The sequence below is a fragment of the Mesonia ostreae genome (assembly GCF_031845265.1).
Taxonomy (GTDB): Bacteria; Bacteroidota; Bacteroidia; order Flavobacteriales; family Flavobacteriaceae; genus Mesonia; species Mesonia ostreae.
In genome coordinates, this window is sequence record NZ_JAVRBG010000009.1 from 59,239 (window position 1) to 76,109 (window position 16,871).

General features: G+C 35.5%; 12 protein-coding genes and 1 pseudogene. 3 read left to right on the top strand and 10 right to left on the bottom strand.

All coding sequences use genetic code 11. From position 1 onward, the window contains the following. The first annotated feature begins 21 nt into the window (after positions 1–21). Positions 22–867 carry a DUF2911 domain-containing protein gene (locus RLT85_RS10030; protein ID WP_311401903.1) on the top strand — a complete coding sequence of 282 codons (846 nt, stop codon included), beginning with the start codon at positions 22–24 and terminating at the stop codon, positions 865–867. A gap of 50 nt (positions 868–917) precedes the next feature. Here RLT85_RS10030 and RLT85_RS10035 read toward each other — a convergent pair whose 3' ends face one another. The 7 genes from RLT85_RS10035 to RLT85_RS10065 form a co-directional block, all read right to left on the bottom strand. Next, complete coding sequence (locus RLT85_RS10035) at positions 918–2,591, bottom strand: sodium:solute symporter family transporter (RefSeq protein ID WP_311401904.1); 1,674 nt, start codon at positions 2,589–2,591, stop codon at positions 918–920. A gap of 113 nt (positions 2,592–2,704) precedes the next feature. After that, the gene (locus RLT85_RS10040; protein ID WP_311401905.1) at positions 2,705–5,194 is read right to left on the bottom strand and encodes a PIG-L family deacetylase; all 2,490 of its coding nucleotides are present in this window, start codon (positions 5,192–5,194) and stop codon (positions 2,705–2,707) included. A gap of 59 nt (positions 5,195–5,253) precedes the next feature. Continuing rightward, positions 5,254–5,793 (bottom strand): mechanosensitive ion channel domain-containing protein, encoded by a 540-nt coding sequence (locus RLT85_RS10045; RefSeq protein ID WP_311401906.1) that lies wholly within the window; start codon positions 5,791–5,793, stop codon positions 5,254–5,256. An 84-nt stretch (positions 5,794–5,877) separates the two neighbouring features. After that, a complete protein-coding gene (locus RLT85_RS10050; protein ID WP_311401907.1) occupies positions 5,878–6,471 on the bottom strand; it encodes a Maf family nucleotide pyrophosphatase in 594 nt (197 codons plus the stop codon). Continuing rightward, positions 6,462–7,376, bottom strand: a complete 915-nt coding sequence (locus RLT85_RS10055; RefSeq protein ID WP_311401908.1) for a geranylgeranylglycerol-phosphate geranylgeranyltransferase — start codon at positions 7,374–7,376, stop codon at positions 6,462–6,464. The genes RLT85_RS10050 and RLT85_RS10055 overlap by 10 nt, the downstream gene beginning before the upstream one ends. 2 nt (positions 7,377–7,378) lie before the next feature. Continuing rightward, positions 7,379–7,888, bottom strand: coding sequence for a KdsC family phosphatase (locus tag RLT85_RS10060; RefSeq protein WP_311401909.1), 510 nt, complete (start codon positions 7,886–7,888; stop codon positions 7,379–7,381). Beyond that, the gene (locus RLT85_RS10065) at positions 7,872–8,630 is read right to left on the bottom strand and encodes a Rossmann-like and DUF2520 domain-containing protein (RefSeq protein WP_311401910.1); all 759 of its coding nucleotides are present in this window, start codon (positions 8,628–8,630) and stop codon (positions 7,872–7,874) included. The genes RLT85_RS10060 and RLT85_RS10065 overlap by 17 nt, the downstream gene beginning before the upstream one ends. A 121-nt stretch (positions 8,631–8,751) precedes the next feature. Between RLT85_RS10065 and RLT85_RS10070 the strand changes: the two genes are divergently transcribed. Both RLT85_RS10070 and RLT85_RS10075 read left to right on the top strand, forming a co-directional pair. Next, positions 8,752–11,946: a cytochrome c biogenesis protein CcsA gene (locus tag RLT85_RS10070; RefSeq protein WP_311401911.1), complete on the top strand. Its 3,195-nt coding sequence runs from the start codon at positions 8,752–8,754 to the stop codon at positions 11,944–11,946. 109 nt (positions 11,947–12,055) lie between these two features. Further along, positions 12,056–12,670 carry a class I SAM-dependent methyltransferase gene (locus tag RLT85_RS10075; protein ID WP_311401912.1) on the top strand — a complete coding sequence of 205 codons (615 nt, stop codon included), beginning with the start codon at positions 12,056–12,058 and terminating at the stop codon, positions 12,668–12,670. 77 nt (positions 12,671–12,747) lie between these two features. Here the strand turns inward: RLT85_RS10075 and RLT85_RS10080 are convergent, their stop codons facing one another. From RLT85_RS10080 to fumC, 3 genes and pseudogenes are all read right to left on the bottom strand, one after another. Further along, complete coding sequence (locus RLT85_RS10080; RefSeq protein ID WP_311401913.1) at positions 12,748–13,476, bottom strand: hypothetical protein; 729 nt, start codon at positions 13,474–13,476, stop codon at positions 12,748–12,750. A 1-nt stretch (position 13,477) separates the two neighbouring features. Continuing rightward, positions 13,478–15,098: pseudogene (locus RLT85_RS10090) on the bottom strand (sulfatase-like hydrolase/transferase). 109 nt (positions 15,099–15,207) lie between these two features. After that, positions 15,208–16,605 (bottom strand): class II fumarate hydratase, encoded by a 1,398-nt coding sequence (gene fumC / locus RLT85_RS10095; protein ID WP_311401916.1) that lies wholly within the window; start codon positions 16,603–16,605, stop codon positions 15,208–15,210. Between the last annotated feature and the right edge of the window lie 266 nt (positions 16,606–16,871).

The window sequence follows — 16,871 nt, forward strand, 5'->3', positions numbered from 1 at the left end:
ACTAAAAAAATAAAAAAAATTATGAGAAAGTTTACATTTCTATTGGTTTGTATTTTATTTGCAGGTGTTTCATCTGCGCAAATTCAAACGCCGCAACCTAGTCCAAGCGCTAAAATGGAGCAAATGGTGGGTCTAACAAACATTGAATTGGAATACTCTAGACCTTCTATGAGAGGGAGAGAAGTTTTTGGAAATTTGGTTCCTTACGATAAAATGTGGAGAACTGGAGCAAATACCAATACAACAATCTCTTTTAGTGATGATGTAAAGATAGGAGGAGAAAAACTTCCTGCTGGAACTTACGCAATCTTTACAGTGCCACACAAAAATAATTGGGATGTTATTTTTTATTCAGATTCAAATAATTGGGGGCTTCCAGAAAAGTGGAATGAGAGTAAAGTAGCTTTAAAAGCTAGTGCTGAGTCTCAAAAAATGCCGATGGAAATGGAAACATTTACTATGGTTATTGATGATTTAACGAACAACTCTGCCGTGATTAGCTTTCTATGGGGAGATACAGCTGCCTCTTTTACGGTAGATGTTCCTACAAAAGATAAAACTATGGCTAATATTGAAAAGGCTCTTAATGGACCTACCGCAAGTGATTATTATGCTTCTGCAGTATATTATTACGAAGAAGGAAAAGACATCAAACAAGCTTTAGAGTGGATCAATAAGTCAGTGGATATGCAGAAAAACACTCCTTATTATATGTTAAGAAAAAAATCTTTAATTGAAGCTAAAGCAGGAAAGAAAAAAGAAGCGATTGCTACAGCTAAAGAATCATTAGCTGGTGCTAAAAAAGCTGGAAATAAGGATTATGTAAAAATGAATGAAGATTCATTAAAAGAGTGGGGAGCTAAATAAATCTTAGTTCAAAATATAATTATTAAATAAGGAAGTAATTTTTTACTTCCTTATTTTTTTGTTCCTAATTGAAGGATTGTCGCGATTCCCATCACTAGAGCGCAACCAAATAAGTTAAGCCATAAATACGGCATCCAATCATTCCACCAACCTATCACCACAATAATTTGGGTAATAATGGCCGCAATAAAGGTAGCATTGCTTTTTACATATTTTATAAAAAACGCCAATAAAAAAATACCCAAAACATTTCCGTAAAAAATAGAACCTATAATATTTACGAGCTGAATTAAGTTATCAAATAGATTGGCCGTACACGCAATTATAATGGCGATTATTCCCCATACAAGAGTAAAAACCCTTGAAGCATTTAAGTAGTGCTGATCAGATTTTTCTGATTTTACGTTTCTTTTATACAAGTCTATCACGGTAGTGGAAGCCAATGAATTTAACTCTGAAGCAGTAGAAGACATTGCTGCCGATAATATCACGGCTAATAACAATCCAATTAGCCCAATCGGTAAGTGATTTAGGATAAAATGAATAAAGACATAATCTTTATCGTTGGTTTGTATGGTTTCATCTGCTTGTTTAATTAAAGCACTTGCTTCTTCACGTAATACTGATTCTTCTTGTTGAAGCTGATTTAATTCCGCTTTAGCGATATTAACCTCTGCAGGATTAGACAATTTCACAAATGCGGTAGATTTTTCTGCTTTTTTTAGCTGAAGCCGATTTAACTCCTCCTGCAATTCACGATATTCGTTTTGATAAGACGAATTCTCGATCACTTGCGTGGAAACTGGATTAAAATTTAAGGGTGAGGGATTGTATTGATAAAAAACAAAAACCATAATCCCTACCAATAAAATAAAAAATTGCATAGGTACTTTTAACAAGCCATTGAAAATAAGACCCATCTGGCTCTGCTTTAAACTTTTAGCCGAAAGATAACGTTGCACTTGGCTTTGATCGGTTCCAAAATAAGAGAGTGCAAGAAAGGTTCCGCCAATAAGTCCGCTCCAAATGGTATACCGATTTTCAAAATCAAAAGAGAAATCTAAAATTTCCATTCTTCCGTTAGCTCCAGCAATATCAAGGGCTTTGGTAAAAGTAATTTCTTCAGGTAAATATTTTAGGATCAAGAAAAATGCGATAAACATTCCGGTAAAAATAATCGCCATTTGTTGCTTTTGCGTGACGCTAACGGCTTTTGTTCCGCCAGAGACGGTGTAGATGATCACTAAAATTCCGATAAGGATATTGAGCGTAAATAAATCCCATCCCAAAACTGCTGAAAGTACGATGGAAGGTGCAAAAATGGTAATCCCAGCTGCTAACCCTCGCTGCACTAGAAACAACAATGCGGTAAGCGTTCTGGTTTTTAAATCGAAACGAGATTCTAAATATTCGTAAGCGGTATATACTTTTAAACGATGGTAAATAGGAATAAAAACCATGCAAATGACAATCATCGCAATAGGAACTCCTATATAAAATTGCACAAAACCCATCCCGCTATGAAAAGCTTGTCCTGGTGTAGATAAAAAGGTAATCGCACTGGCTTGAGTTGCCATAACCGATAAGCCAATGGTCCACCAACGAGCTTCGTTGCCACCTTTTAAATAGTCGTTTACATTTTTGCTTCCGCGGGAATGATAATAACCATAAATGACAATAAAAGCCAAGGTTGAAAATAGGATAATGAGATCAATGTAATGCATGGCGGCTTATTGAAAGAATTTCATAAGGATATAAAAAAACAGAATATATATTACATTCATTACTAACAGTAAAGTGTAGCTTTTCTTCCAACTATATTTTTCGGGCTTTTCCATTATTTTCCTAATGAGATTAAGTTGGCAAACAAACGGTAAGAACCTGAAACTCCAGCAGGAAATTCTCTAAAGAAGCTCAATCCAGTATAGATGTAATTTCCTTTTCCATAAGAAGCTACTAATAAACTGCCGTCCATCCAAGATTCTCCTTTTTCTTTTAAGGAAAGAATAGGAGTAAAGTGTTCTTTATCCCATTCTCCTGGAAAATACAAACCGCGTTCTTGCACCCAATTTTCAAAATCTTTACTAGTAATTTTGTTGGGTGAGTTAAGGACGGGATGTTTTTTTGCCAAAAATTTCACATCAGAAAATTCATCGGTTACGCGATCTCTAGAAAGCTGAAGTGAATATGGCGTCAAATCTTGCGTAACTAAACCTCTATTGGTGTTGTATTGCACAATCATATTTCCGCCTTGTTTTACATAAGCAAACAAAATCTCTTGTTTATAAGCCAACTCATTTACGGTATTGTAAGCTCTAATTCCCATAACAACAGCATCAAAAGCTTTTAATTTTTCTAAAGAAATTTGACTAGGCGTTAAAACACTTACTTGGTAACCAATTTCACGAAGACTTTCTGGAACTACGTCTCCCGCGCCTTCAATATACGCTATTTTATCTCCTTTCTTTTTGATGTCTAAAGCGATAAGCTTGGCATTTGCAGGCTCTAACAAAATTTGCTTGGGAATATGCTCGTAATCTATTTCTACTACATTCTGTTGGTAGGTTTTACCTGAAATGATAAAACTAGCTATTAACTCATCCTCGGTTCCTTCATTGGGCGGTGTAATGTTTGCATAAATGATTTTTTCCTCTCCTTTTTTGCTGAATTGTATCTCTTCATTTGAATATTCTATCTTCCAGTGATTAGGAGCATCTAATTTTAGTCGGCCTGAAATTTTATCAGAAAAAGTCTTAATATGTATAGGTAACACTTTAGTTTTTTCGTTTCCAAAAATTAAGATAGGTTTTTCTATGCTTACTGAAATGGTTGGAACCACTTGAAAAGGCTCATAAACCTCTCCTTCTACAGGATCATTGTATTTATAAACCAATTCTTTCTCGAAAGTAAGCGTTTCTCCTTCTATTTCTATGCTAAAATTAGCGATTAGCGTAGGAGGGGTTTCGGGTAAACCGATTACATCTTTATTCTCTACTTCATACATTCCTATTCCACTAGGTTTTTTTAACCAATATGGATTAGTGTATGGCGTATTCGCCGGAAGCGTAAATTCTTCTTTGAAAGCAACTTTTTGATTCGGATTTAAACTAGTGTTTAATTTTTTACTGAAGTTAGAATTACTGATCGCAATTTCTTTCAGCACAGAGTTACCTAGGCGTTGTGTAGCTTCAATTTGTAAGAAAAGGGTTTCTCCTGGAGTTGTTAATGCAGTTTCGGTAACGGCTTCTAAATATAAACCAGAACAAGCAGCAATGAGATTTTTAGTTTCCTGAAGCTTGATGTCTCTCCAATGTTTATTTTCTATTTTCTCAATTAGTCGGTAGACCTTTACCAAGTCTTTCACGCTTTTTGAAGGAGTTTTAAAATCGTATTCCGTTTTAATTTTAGCAATTAAAACACCTATTTCTTTTCCTCCTTTTACGCGAGTCCAAGTGGTGTTGATGCCTTCAAAAACAGAATTTCCTTCTATGGGATTTCCTTCAATTAACTCAATATATTCTAATTGTTCACCTCGTACGGGTGTATTTCCAAAACCTTGTGATTTATGCTGACTTCTACTGTGTGATGCGATTTCGCTATTAGAAATTCCTATAAGCGGATTGTAAACTCCGGCGTCTATGGCTAGCATCTTGCTTTTATCGGCGGAATCAAACTTCTCTTGGCTTCCGTAAAACCACCAAGAAGTATTAAAGAATAAACGTTGCGGCTGCCAAGTACCAAGTGTTTTTGCTTCCGCGGAAGCGTAATTTTTATCTGCCGCTTTTGCAAAGGCTTCTAAACTTAATCTCGCTGATGCCGTATGATGACCGTGCGTATTACCTTCAGTGCGATGATCAAAACGGTTAATAATTACATCGGGTTGAAATTTACGAATGCTTTTTACCACGTCGTTTAAGACCTTTTCTTTATTCCAAATGGCTAAGGTTTCTTGTGGGGTTTTAGAATACCCAAAATCATTGGCGCGGGTAAAAAATTGTTTTCCGCCATCAATTCTTCTGGCTGCCAATAATTCTTGTGTACGTATAAGACCTAATTTTTCTCGTAATTCTGAACCTATAAGATTTTGACCACCATCGCCACGCGTAAGCGATAAATAAGCAGTATTTGCGTGAATTTGATTAGAAAAATAGGATATAAGCTTGGTATTTTCATCATCTGGATGAGCGGCGATATATAAAACAGAGCCTAAAAAATCTAACTTTTCTAGTTGCTGATATATTTCAGAACTGTTGAGTTGAGGCGGCTTCTGACCGTAAAAGGTGAAATTACTTAGTAAAATGAGGAATACGAAAGCGTACTTTTTCATTGACATTGAATTTGGGTGCTGCCAAATATAACAACTTTCAAAGCATCCAAAAGTTAATCTTATAAAGAATCTGAGCCATCGTCTACAAAAGCATCTTTCTTCACCAAAGAGATGGCTTTTTGCAAGACCAAATTATTAGGGTAAGTCACCAATTCGCCATTTGGAATTCTTAAATATACATGAAAAGCTTTAATGTCTTCAATAATGCCTTCTAGAGGTATATCTGCATCGTGAATTTTAATTTTATCTCCTATCTTATAAGGAAAAGAGAAGAACATAATTACACCAGAGGTAATGTTGCTCAAAATAGACCAAACAGCAAACAAACCAATTCCAATTACTGCAAATACCGATGAAAAAACAAGCGCTAAATCTTCGGCTTTCACGCCCCAAACAATCATAAGTAAAAAGACGGCGATAAAGATCATTAAAATATTAATGTACTTCACCATTAATCTTACACGTGCTAAATTAATGCCTTGTCTTTTCCCTACTTTATTTGCGGTGGTAGTTAAAATTAGACGCAGCAATAGTAAGCCAATAAGTACGGCGGCGCTGATAATAAAATCTGAAGAATGCGGTAAAAAATAGATATGCATAAATATTCATAATTGATGTGCAAAATTACGTAATTCAATTACAATACAATGGCTTTGTAGTTTCTAAATGACGATAAAATTAGGTTAAAACTTCATAAGATTTTCATACAATAAATGTGTAGGCATTCCCATAACGGTATAAAAAGAACCTTCAATTTTTTTAATGCCTATTTGTCCAATCCATTCTTGAATTCCGTAGGCGCCAGCTTTATCATAAGGTTGATAGTAATCTAAATAATAATCTATTTCAAACTTCGATAATTTGTTAAAGTGAACTAGGGTAATATCTTTAAATTCAAATAATTTATCTTTCGATTTTAAGCAAACCGAAGAAATTACTTGATGCTCTTTTCCTGATAGTCTAGAAAGCATCTCAAATGCTTCCTCACGATCTTTTGGTTTTCCTAAAATTTTATTTTCGAGACAAACAATCGTATCTCCTGTGATGAGAATATCATTTTCTCCCAGGTCTTTTTTAAAGGGCTCTGCTTTTAGGTTTGCCAAATATATAGCAACTTCTGGCGGAGTTAAATGGCTGGGATAGGTTTCAATCACTTTTCTAATTTCTACGGAAAAAGAAAGTCCTAGTTCTTCTAAGATTTGTTTTCTTCGTGGCGATCCTGAAGCGAGAATAATATTCTTGTCTTTGAGTCGATTTTTTAAAGGGTTTACTTCCATAACAAAGGGTATAAGGCAATAGATATGATTCCCAAAAGTAAAATGAGTTTTAATATTCCGCTCAAATTACTAAATTCTTTTTTATTTTTTGCAGAAATAATTTTAGACATAAACCAAACGAGTGGTATTAAAATGAAAACAAAAGCATAGATCATCGCATATGTGTTTTGATATAGATATGCGTAGATATAATATAAAATGGCAAAAAGCGGAATGAGGCTAAATCCAAAAATCAATTTATTAGTTCTTTCTTTTCCCAAAGCGATAGGTAGCGTGTTCACTTCAGCTTTATGATCGCCTTGAATGTCTTCTTGATCTTTTACCATTTCTCTTAACCAGTTGATTAAGAAAGCAAAAATGGCGTAATCTACTAAAATGGACACAAACGTTCTTTGCGTCTCTTGATTTTGTGGTGTAATCGCAGGAAGTAAATCAAATAATCCTGGAAGAATAATTACCAAAGCCACAAGAGCGCTTATGAGAAGATTACCCACCACCAAATATGATTTAAAGGAAGTCGCATATAGGTATAAAATTCCCGAAACCATAATAAAGATTCCGCTAAAGATAGGTTTACCAATCATATTAGAAAGATAAAACCCGAGTAAGACGCCAATTACATTAAATATTAAAAATAAATTATAAGCGGTCTTTTCTGAAATGTGCTTACCAAGAATTACTTTATGCGGTTTATTAATTTCATCGGCTTCCACATCGTGAATATCGTTAATAATATTTCCAGCGGCAGCCAAACAAACCGTCGCTAAAATCAGCAAAGAAAAACCAAATCCGTTTAAGGTAATTTCAACTGGAAAAGGCTCAAAAAAGCAATATTTAATCACCAGTTGGGTGAGGGCAATCATTAATAAATTGGGAAGACGAATCAGTTGTAAATACTTCTTCATAATTAATCGTTAAGCCATTTTCCTTGTACTTTTAATACTTGCTCTATAAGATCGCGCGCACAAGCTTTTCCGCCGTTTTTGTGAGAGATGTATTTAGAAATCGCTTTCACTTCTGGAACGGCATCTTGAGGACACGTAGGTAAACCAATTAATCGCATAGGGTAGAGATCTGGAATATCATCGCCCATATAAGCTACATTTTCAGCTATGATGCCTTGAGATTTAAAAAGCTTCTCTAAGCAAGCTACTTTATCTTCTATTCCTAAATGGATTTCGGTAATTCCTAATCCGTTTAAGCGTTTTCTTACCGCTTCATTTTTTCCTCCAGAAATAATACACACCGTAAAACCGCTTTTTACCGCTTTTTTTAGGGCATAACCGTCCTTAATATTCATACTGCGTAAAAGTTCTCCTTCGGCAGAAACGTGTACGGTACCATCTGTGAGTACACCGTCTACATCAAAAACAAAGGTAGTAATGTCGTTAAGAATTTCTTTATAATTTCGTTCCATAAGTAGCTTGTATCGATTGGGTGAGCAATGTATAAATTTCTTTATATTTTTCATCGGTTAAGCGTTCTAAATGCGTCGCGATGCTTTTTTGATCGTTTCTAACAGCCGGACCTGTTTGTACGGCTTTGGGCGAGTGAAGACTTGCTTTTCTTGCCGTTTCTAAAATTAATGCGTGTAAAATCTCAAAAGGCACCTCATTTTTTTCGCATAAAGATTCTCCTATATGATACAGATGGTTCACAAAATTACATACAAATACGGCAGAAAGATGTAAAGATTTTCGCTGCTCACTAGAGATGGAAAACACTTTAGGGGAAATGCTCAAAGCTAATTTTTCTAGTAGCGTATAAATTTCCTTATCGGAAGCTTCCAAGCAGAGCGGAATATGTTTAAAATCTACCGGTGTATCTTTTGAAAAGGTTTGCAACGGATAAAAAACACCATTCTTTTTTGCCGATTGAGAAAGTGGAATACTTCCTGAAGTATGTGCAATAATTGCATCACGATGCTTCAGTTTTTGAATAATTTCTTCCACAGCATCGTCTTTCACGGCAAGTATAAAAATATCTACTTTTTTTAGGTCTTCTAAACGACTACAAGTAGAAACCTTATCTTTAAAAGCAAGTAAGTTTGTAGGATTTCTACCATAGATTTGAACTAACTGAACTTCAGTGCTTTCCGCGAAAGCGCGATAAAGATGCGTAGCCACATTTCCCGAGCCAAGAATAGAAACTGTAATCATATAAATTCACTTTAAAAATACGTTGGTTAACTTTAACGAATAACTCCATATTTTACCGCTAAAATAAGAAGTATATCCCACAAAAATGGTAAATTTGCAGCGTTTATAAAAATGCATTTTTATGTTTCAGAAGAAGGTTGCCCAAATTCTTTTCTCTACCCGAACCATGTCAATTTTGTTTATCTCTTTTGCAGTGGCGATGGCTATCGGAACTTTTGTTGAAAACTCATATAGTACCGCTACTGCCAGAGCTTGGATTTATAATGCTTGGTGGTTTGAAGCTATTATGATTGTATTCGCGCTTAACTTTCTAGGAAATATTAAAAGATACCGTTTGTTGCGAAGAGAGAAACTCAATACCTTAATTTTTCACTTATCATTTTTGCTAATTTTAGTGGGTGCAGGTGTGACGAGATACATTGGTTATGAAGGGATTATGCCTATTCGGGAAGGAGAGACAACTAACGTAATGCTTTCAGAAAAGACATATCTTTCTGTTATGATGGATGGAGAAGTAGACGGCGAACCCTTAAGAAGAGCCCAAGACTTAAGATTAAATCTTGCTCCTAAAATTGATAATAATAAAATCATAACCACCGATTTTAAAGGGCAAGAAGTACAATTTGAGGTGGTTAAATTTATTCCGGCAGCAGAAGAAGGATTGGTAGAGACAGAGGATGGTAAAAAATACTTGAAGATTGTAGAAGCTGGCGGTGGAAACAGACACGATCATTATTTAGAAGAAAATGAAGTTACCTCTATTCATAATATTTTATTTGCATTCAATAAACCTACAGAAGGAGCCATCAACATTAATATAAGCGAGGAAGGAAGTACCATTTCTTCTCCGTTTGCAGGTGATTATATGCGTATGTCAGATCAAAAGAAAGGCGTTGTGGTGGCAGATTCGGTTCAGCCGCTAATGATGCGTTCGCTATATAACATGGCAGAAATGCAATTTGTATTGCCTGATGCTCCTATAAAAGGAAAATATGATTTAGTTGCTTCTGATCCTAAAGAAGATGGGCAGGCAGATGGCGTTGTATTAAATATTACAAGCAATGGAGAAACGCAGCAAGTAAAAATGTTGGGAGCAAAAGGATATGTAAATGATTATAAGCAAGTAAATGTAGGTGGTTTAGAAGTTTTTGCCCGTTATGGAAGTAAGGAATACGAACTGCCATTCTCAATTAAATTGAATGATTTTATAGCCGAAAAATATCCTGGAACCGAGAACAATCCTATGCCTAGTTATTCTTCCTTTAAAAGTAAAGTAGATCTTATTGATGGTGAAGACGTAACTAAGCATGAAATTTTTATGAATAACGTTTTAGATCATAAAGGCTATCGCTTTTTTCAAGCCTCTTTTGATACCGATGAGAAGGGAACTGTACTCTCTGTAAATCATGATTGGTGGGGAACCTGGATTACCTATATAGGATATTTCTTATTGTATTTAGGAATGATGATCTTACTATTTGAAAGAGGTTCTCGTTTTGGAGAATTAGAAAGAAAATTAACTAAGATTAAAGCAAAGAAAGCGAGTTTAGGTGTTATTGCTGCTGTATTGCTAAGTGTTTCTGGGTTTGCCCAAGACACTAATCATCAAGAGGACGAAGATGCGGCTCATGAGCATAGCACTTCCATGATTACTCCAAAATCAAAGATGGACTCTGTAGTTATGGCTACAGCAGTAAGTAAAGAACACGCTTCCAAATTTGGGAGATTAGTTATTCAGGATGCTGGCGGTAGAATGAAACCTGCCAATACCTACTCGTCAGAATTAATGCGAAAGCTGAGTAAAAGCGATCATTATGAAGGTTTAAATAGTGACCAAGTGTTGGTTTCTATGACCCAAAATCCTACCTTATGGTATAATGTGCCTTTAATTTATGTGAAAGCAAAAAATGATAGTTTGCACCATGTTATTGGGGTAGAAAAGGGTTTAAAACATATTCCATTAGCTCAATTCTTCGATGAGCGCGGAGTATATAAATTATCGCCGTTTTTGGAAGAGGCGTATAGAGCGAAAGTTAAAAATCAATTTCAAAAAGATTTTATCTCAGCAGACGAAAAAGTGAATTTATTATACAATGCCTTGGAAGGTAAAATCCTAAAAATTTTCCCCATTCCTGATGCAGAAAATAATAAGTGGGTTTCTTATCCTGAAGCTATGAAATCTGAAGGTCAGTTTGAAGGAGTTGATTCTTTGTATACTCGAAATGTGCTCCCACTTTATATGCAAACTTTAAGAACCGCAAGAAGTACTGGGGATTATAGTAAATCCAATGAGGTATTGAGCAGTATTGAAGGCTTTCAGAAAAAATACGGAGCAGAAGTAATGCCTTCACAAGAAAAGATTGATACCGAGATTCTCTACAATAAATTTGACGTGTTTAAAAACCTGTTTTGGCAATATATGGTGGTTGGATTGCTGATGTTTGTGGTGGTTATCATTCAAATTTTTAAAAACTCTAAGAACATAAGAAGGAGTATCAAATTCTTTCAAATTCTTATCTTTATACTGTTTCTAGTCCATACGGCTGGCTTAATAGCACGTTGGTATATTTCTGGTCACGCTCCCTGGAGTGATGCGTATGAAAGTATGATTTATGTAGCTTGGGCAACGATGTTCTTTGGATTGGCTTTTGGTAGAAAAAGTGATTTAACTACGGCATCTACGGCATTTGTGACGTCGATGATTCTTATGATTGCGCATTGGAACTGGATGGATCCTTCAATTGCAAACCTAGTTCCTGTATTAGATTCTTACTGGTTAATGATTCACGTAGCCGTGATTGTTGCTAGTTACGGTCCGTTTACTTTAGGAATGATTTTAGGTTTGGTGTCACTGCTTCTTATGATTCTTACTACAGAAAAGAACAAGAAAAAGATGAATATTAATATTCAAGAGTTAACCATTATTACAGAACTTTGTTTAACTGTAGGCTTGGTCTTATTAACGATTGGAAATTTCTTAGGCGGCCAATGGGCTAATGAAAGCTGGGGTAGGTATTGGGGCTGGGATCCTAAAGAAACTTGGGCATTAATTAGTATTATGGTGTATGCCTTTGTAATTCATATGCGTTTAGTGCCAGGATTACGCGGAAGATTTGCTTTTAACTGGGCAGCAATTCTTGCTTTTGGTTCTATCTTAATGACATACTTTGGAGTTAATTTTTACCTTACTGGATTGCATTCTTATGCGAGTGGAGATCAAATTATTAGTTACCAATTTATCTTTATCGCTTTTGGAGCTTGGGCCCTTATAGGAGCCGTAGCTTACAGAAAATACAAACGTTTTTATAAGAAATAATTCTGGTGATTTAATTTTGGAAATAAGAGTTAAAAAAGCTAAGTTCCTTATGACTTAGCTTTTTTGCTTTGTTAGAAATAATAGAATTATTAAACATTAAATTCAAGAAATGAAAACGAATAAAAAGACTCATTGGGAAAATGTTTACGAAACTAAGAACCCTAATCAGGTAAGTTGGACACAAGAAGTCCCTAAAACTAGTTTCGACCTTATACATTCGTTTAAAGTAAGTAAGAAAGCAAAAATTATAGATGTAGGCGGCGGTGATAGTAATTTGGTAGACCATTTATTAGAAGAGGGCTATGAGAATATTAGCGTTCTAGATATTTCGGCTAAAGCTTTGGAAAAAGCAAAAGCTAGATTGGGTGCTAAAGCCGAAAAAGTAACTTGGGTGGTAAGTGATGTCGTAGATTTTAAGCCCGAAACCACCTATGATATTTGGCACGATAGAGCTGCGTTTCACTTTTTAACTACTCAAGAACAAATTGCACAGTACGTAGAAAACACTTCAAAAAATGTTACTGGTTACTTGGCTATAGGAACTTTTTCTAAAAACGGTCCTTTAAAATGTAGCGGACTTGAGATTAAACAATATTCCGAAGAAGAGCTGAAAGACAAATTTAAAAATAACTTTACTCCATTAAATTGTTTTACGGAAGACCACCTCACTCCGTTTGATACTAAGCAAAATTTCTTGTTTTGTAGTTTTAAGAAAGTGAATTAAAAATTTAGTCTTATGTCTAAAATCTAGAAGCTTTCAAACTTGGTTTGAAAAGCGGTGTAACTATCTAATTTTATGACTTAATTCCAATTATTATATGGGGTTAACACCGTTTGGACGCTAGAGTCTTGAAGCATTTTTCTTAGCGTTTTGTAACTTTTTAAAATCTTAACGGAATACGTACTGTGCATGACCCAAAAGTTCTTTTTTTTCTTCGGAAAATATTTTGAAATTACAGCGTAATCCGTAAAATCTGAGGAGATCTCTAAATCTTTCTGCTTTTGAAGCTGCGCTTTTATCTCTTGAATACTTTTAGCTAATTCCTCTTCCGTTTTTTGATGTAGATTGATGGGGAGGTAATAACTGGTGCGATAGCCTTTTTTTTGAAAAATATTTAAAAGTTCTGCTTGGGAAGATTCAATAATAACCTGACTTGGATTGATTTCCGCGGAAGCGATACCTTTTTCAATGCGATTAAACACCGCCTGTTGATTTGTTGGCGTCAAATTTTTAAGATCTAACCACATTCCTAGTTTTTTGTTGCTCACATGATTTACATATTCTTTAAAAGACAAGCCGGTAGATGGGGCAGGAGGATGATTCACCTCAAGCCAATCACCCTCTTTTTGATATACTAAATCCAGTTCGATACCTTTAAAACGGGATTGGCTGTTTTCTAGTTTTTTAAGATCGTTTGCACGATGAGCCCAAACTTTGTCGTAGTAGCCGTAAAACTCTATGCGCTTGCTGCTATAACGATACGCAATCGCCAAAATCAAGAACACGGCAAGTATAGCAATAAAAATCATCTTAGTCTTTTTGCGCATCATAATCTATTTTACCCTTAATTAGCCTTGGTTTTTCAACGTAGGTAGAATAATAAATGCTTTTAGTTTTATCTAAAGCATGAAAAGAAATCTGACTCAAATCCGCGAAAGCGTGAATAAATTCATCCATTAAATACTTTCTATTTTCAATTTTAGCAACCTCTACACTTAATTTTAATTGCTCCTTAAATTGCGGAGAAACCCAGGTGATATAAGGAATTTCGAACATGCCGTTGGTGCCAATATCTTCGCTGTGTCCCGCATTATCATAATCATCAAAGACATCATCTCCGTGATCTGAAAAATACAACATATATGAGGAAGTCTGCTGTGCTTTTAACTGTTCTAAGAGTTCGTTGATAATATAATCGTTGTAGCGAACAGAATTATCATATTCATTAATAAATCGATACGCTCTCTCGTGTTGAAACTTCGTTTTTGGAGTGTCATTAAAATGCTCGTAGGTATTGGGATAGCGTTCTTTATACCCCAAATGTGTCCCCGAAAGATGCAAAAAAAATCATTTTGTAAGTCGCAGAATCTTGTAAAGCCTCGTTGAATGCAGGTAATAAAACCTCGTCGTAACTTTTTCGGTTATAATTATCAGTGTTTAAAAACTTCTTTTCATTCGCGGCATTACCAATCAAAGTAGGCACAGATTCGTTGATGCCCACAGGCCGCTGATTAGAAAGCCAAAAAGTCTTGTATCCCGCTTGGTTAGCCAGTTGAATTATAGAAGCGTTTTCTTTTTTTCTTTTGTTTTCAAAAGAATTTAAGGTGAGAATTTTATTTAAAGCGGTGACGGTATGCACGTGCGGCGTGATCACATCTTTAGAAATCCATAATTCTATTTGTTTCGCTAAGAGCGGATTTGTATTTCGGTAATATCCATATAGCGACATATGATTTCTATTGGTAGATTCTCCTATAATTACCACTCCTATTTTAGGAGCATTAGCATTTTTTTTCACTTCCTTTAAATAAGGAGAACTAGGTTGAGCCAGTGTTTTTTTAATCAGTTTTTTGGTGGCTTTATAGTCTGCGTAGGAAGTTTTGGTGGTGTAGAGAATATTAAATTCAGAAAACTTCCAATGTATGAGGTATGCTGAAACTACCGCGAGACCAAGTAATCCCATTTTTATAATTATTCGCAATGAAGGTTTTAAGTCAAGCTGGAATATCATCTTTCTCTTAAAAAGCGTGTATGCGTAGCCCAAAAGATAAAGTATAAAAATCCCCGCCAAGAATAAAAAAGTACTGCTAATATAGACTTCTAGAAACTCTGAAGTTTCTTGAGCATTGGTTTCAAAAATGACAAATAGGGCAGAGGCGCTCAGTTTTACCTGATAAATATGATAAAAGTTAAGCTTTATCAATAAAAGAAAACTCAGTATAAAACCAATAATCCAAGAGATAATAGCTTTTAGCTTTACGGAAGAAATTAAAAAGCAAAGCGCATAAAAGAATGCGGTGAGCAGGGTGAAATTACAGACTTCCCGAATAAAATCTGCTTGTTGGGGAATTAAAAAAATTCCGCTAAGGCATAACACCAATAGCGGAATTGATAATAAAATACTATGTGCAAGATTGTTTTTTGTAAACATAAATTTGTCAGCGTATTCTACCAATCAAGTTGTTAGATATTTAGCTCAAAAACTGATTTAGCATTCATCACAAATTTAGAAGAAATCTGCAAACCCCGACTTATTAAATTTAGTTTATATCACCCACCATATCTTCTGGTTTCACCCAAGCATCAAACTCTTCCGCAGTAGTGTAACCTAAATTCACGGCTTCTTCTCTTAAAGTAGTTCCGTTTTTATGCGCTGTATTTGCAATTTCAGCAGCTTTATAATATCCAATTTTGGTATTTAAAGCAGTTACCAACATCAAACTGTTTTGCAACAACTCATCAATACGTTCTTGGTTAGGCTCAATACCTGCGGCACAATGCTCTTCAAAAGAGACACAAGAATCTCCAATAAGCTCGGCGCTTTGCAGTAAGTTGGCGGCCATGACAGGTTTAAAAACGTTCAGTTCAAACTGCCCTTGCATCCCGCCAACGCTAATCGCCACATCATTCCCCATCACTTGCGCACAAACCATGGTTAAAGCTTCACATTGGGTTGGGTTCACTTTTCCTGGCATAATAGAAGAACCAGGCTCGTTTGCAGGAATGTTGATTTCTCCAATTCCGCTTCGAGGTCCAGACGCTAACATTCTAATATCATTACCTATTTTATTTAAGGCAACAGCGAGTTGCTTCAATGCGCCGTGACTTTCTACCAAAGCATCGTGCGCTGCCAAGGCTTCAAATTTATTTTTAGCTGAAGTAAAAGGAAGTTCCGTAAATTTTGCGATATGCTTTGCCACATTTACAGCGTAATCTTTAGGCGTGTTTAATCCCGTACCTACCGCAGTTCCTCCTAGAGCTAATTCTCCCAAATGCGGAAGTGTTGCTTCCAAGGCTTTTAAACCGTGATCCAATTGAGAAGCATAACCTCCAAATTCTTGACCCAAAGTTAGGGGCGTAGCATCCATAAAATGCGTCCGACCTATTTTTACGATTTTTTTAAATTCTTCTGCTTTTTTCTGAAGGGTATCTCTTAACTGCTTTACTCCAGGAATCGTTACTTCCACGATTTTCTTATAGGTAGCGATATGCATTCCTGTGGGAAAAGTATCGTTAGAAGACTGAGATTTATTTACATCATCATTTGGTTGAAGCGTTTTATCGCCTTCGCCAATGGTTTTTCCTGCCAATTGATGTGCGCGATTTGCGATTACCTCATTCACGTTCATATTACTTTGCGTCCCTGATCCAGTTTGCCAAATCACCAATGGAAATTGGTCATCATGCTTGCCTTCTAAAATTTCGTCGCAAACCTTTGCGATAAGATCTCTTTTTTCTTTAGGAAGAACTCCTGCTGCTTCGTTGGTGTAGGCCGCAGCTTTTTTCAAATAAGCGAATCCGTAAACGATTTCTAAAGGCATAGAAGCCGCGGGACCTATTTTAAAGTTATTTCTAGAACGCTCGGTTTGCGCTCCCCAAAGTTTATCGGCAGGTACTTTTACCTCGCCCATAGTGTCTTTCTCTATTCTATATTCCATGAAATTGTAAGTTTTTTGTAACTAATTACAAATTTAATGATTTCCGTTAGGATAGCGTAAGAAGTTCTCACAATAAGTCTAGATTCTCTCCATTAGAATTTTCCTTTTTTAGCTTTTAGGAAGAAATCAGATTTATTGGTCTTAGAAGTAGGATGTGAATTTTTAGGAAAACGAGATTCCTTGTCAAGAATAATCAATGAATACAAAATTTAATCTTAAATTTATAAAAATCAGAATAGAAAATTAATTAATATTTTTAGAAGAAA

Bases quoted from the DNA above. Each gene is read 5' to 3' on its own strand.
- RLT85_RS10070 (WP_311401911.1), top strand. From the start codon at position 8,752: ATGTTTCAGAAGAAGGTTGCCCAAATTCTTTTCTCTACCCGAACCATG.
- RLT85_RS10035 (WP_311401904.1), bottom strand. From the start codon at position 2,591: ATGCATTACATTGATCTCATTATCCTATTTTCAACCTTGGCTTTTATT.
- RLT85_RS10080 (WP_311401913.1), bottom strand. From the start codon at position 13,476: ATGATTTTTATTGCTATACTTGCCGTGTTCTTGATTTTGGCGATTGCG.
- RLT85_RS10040 (WP_311401905.1), bottom strand. From the start codon at position 5,194: ATGAAAAAGTACGCTTTCGTATTCCTCATTTTACTAAGTAATTTCACC.
- RLT85_RS10065 (WP_311401910.1), bottom strand. From the start codon at position 8,630: ATGATTACAGTTTCTATTCTTGGCTCGGGAAATGTGGCTACGCATCTT.
- RLT85_RS10030 (WP_311401903.1), top strand. From the start codon at position 22: ATGAGAAAGTTTACATTTCTATTGGTTTGTATTTTATTTGCAGGTGTT.
- RLT85_RS10055 (WP_311401908.1), bottom strand. From the start codon at position 7,376: ATGAAGAAGTATTTACAACTGATTCGTCTTCCCAATTTATTAATGATT.
- RLT85_RS10060 (WP_311401909.1), bottom strand. From the start codon at position 7,888: ATGGAACGAAATTATAAAGAAATTCTTAACGACATTACTACCTTTGTT.
- fumC (WP_311401916.1), bottom strand. From the start codon at position 16,605: ATGGAATATAGAATAGAGAAAGACACTATGGGCGAGGTAAAAGTACCT.
- RLT85_RS10075 (WP_311401912.1), top strand. From the start codon at position 12,056: ATGAAAACGAATAAAAAGACTCATTGGGAAAATGTTTACGAAACTAAG.
- RLT85_RS10045 (WP_311401906.1), bottom strand. From the start codon at position 5,793: ATGCATATCTATTTTTTACCGCATTCTTCAGATTTTATTATCAGCGCC.
- RLT85_RS10050 (WP_311401907.1), bottom strand. From the start codon at position 6,471: ATGGAAGTAAACCCTTTAAAAAATCGACTCAAAGACAAGAATATTATT.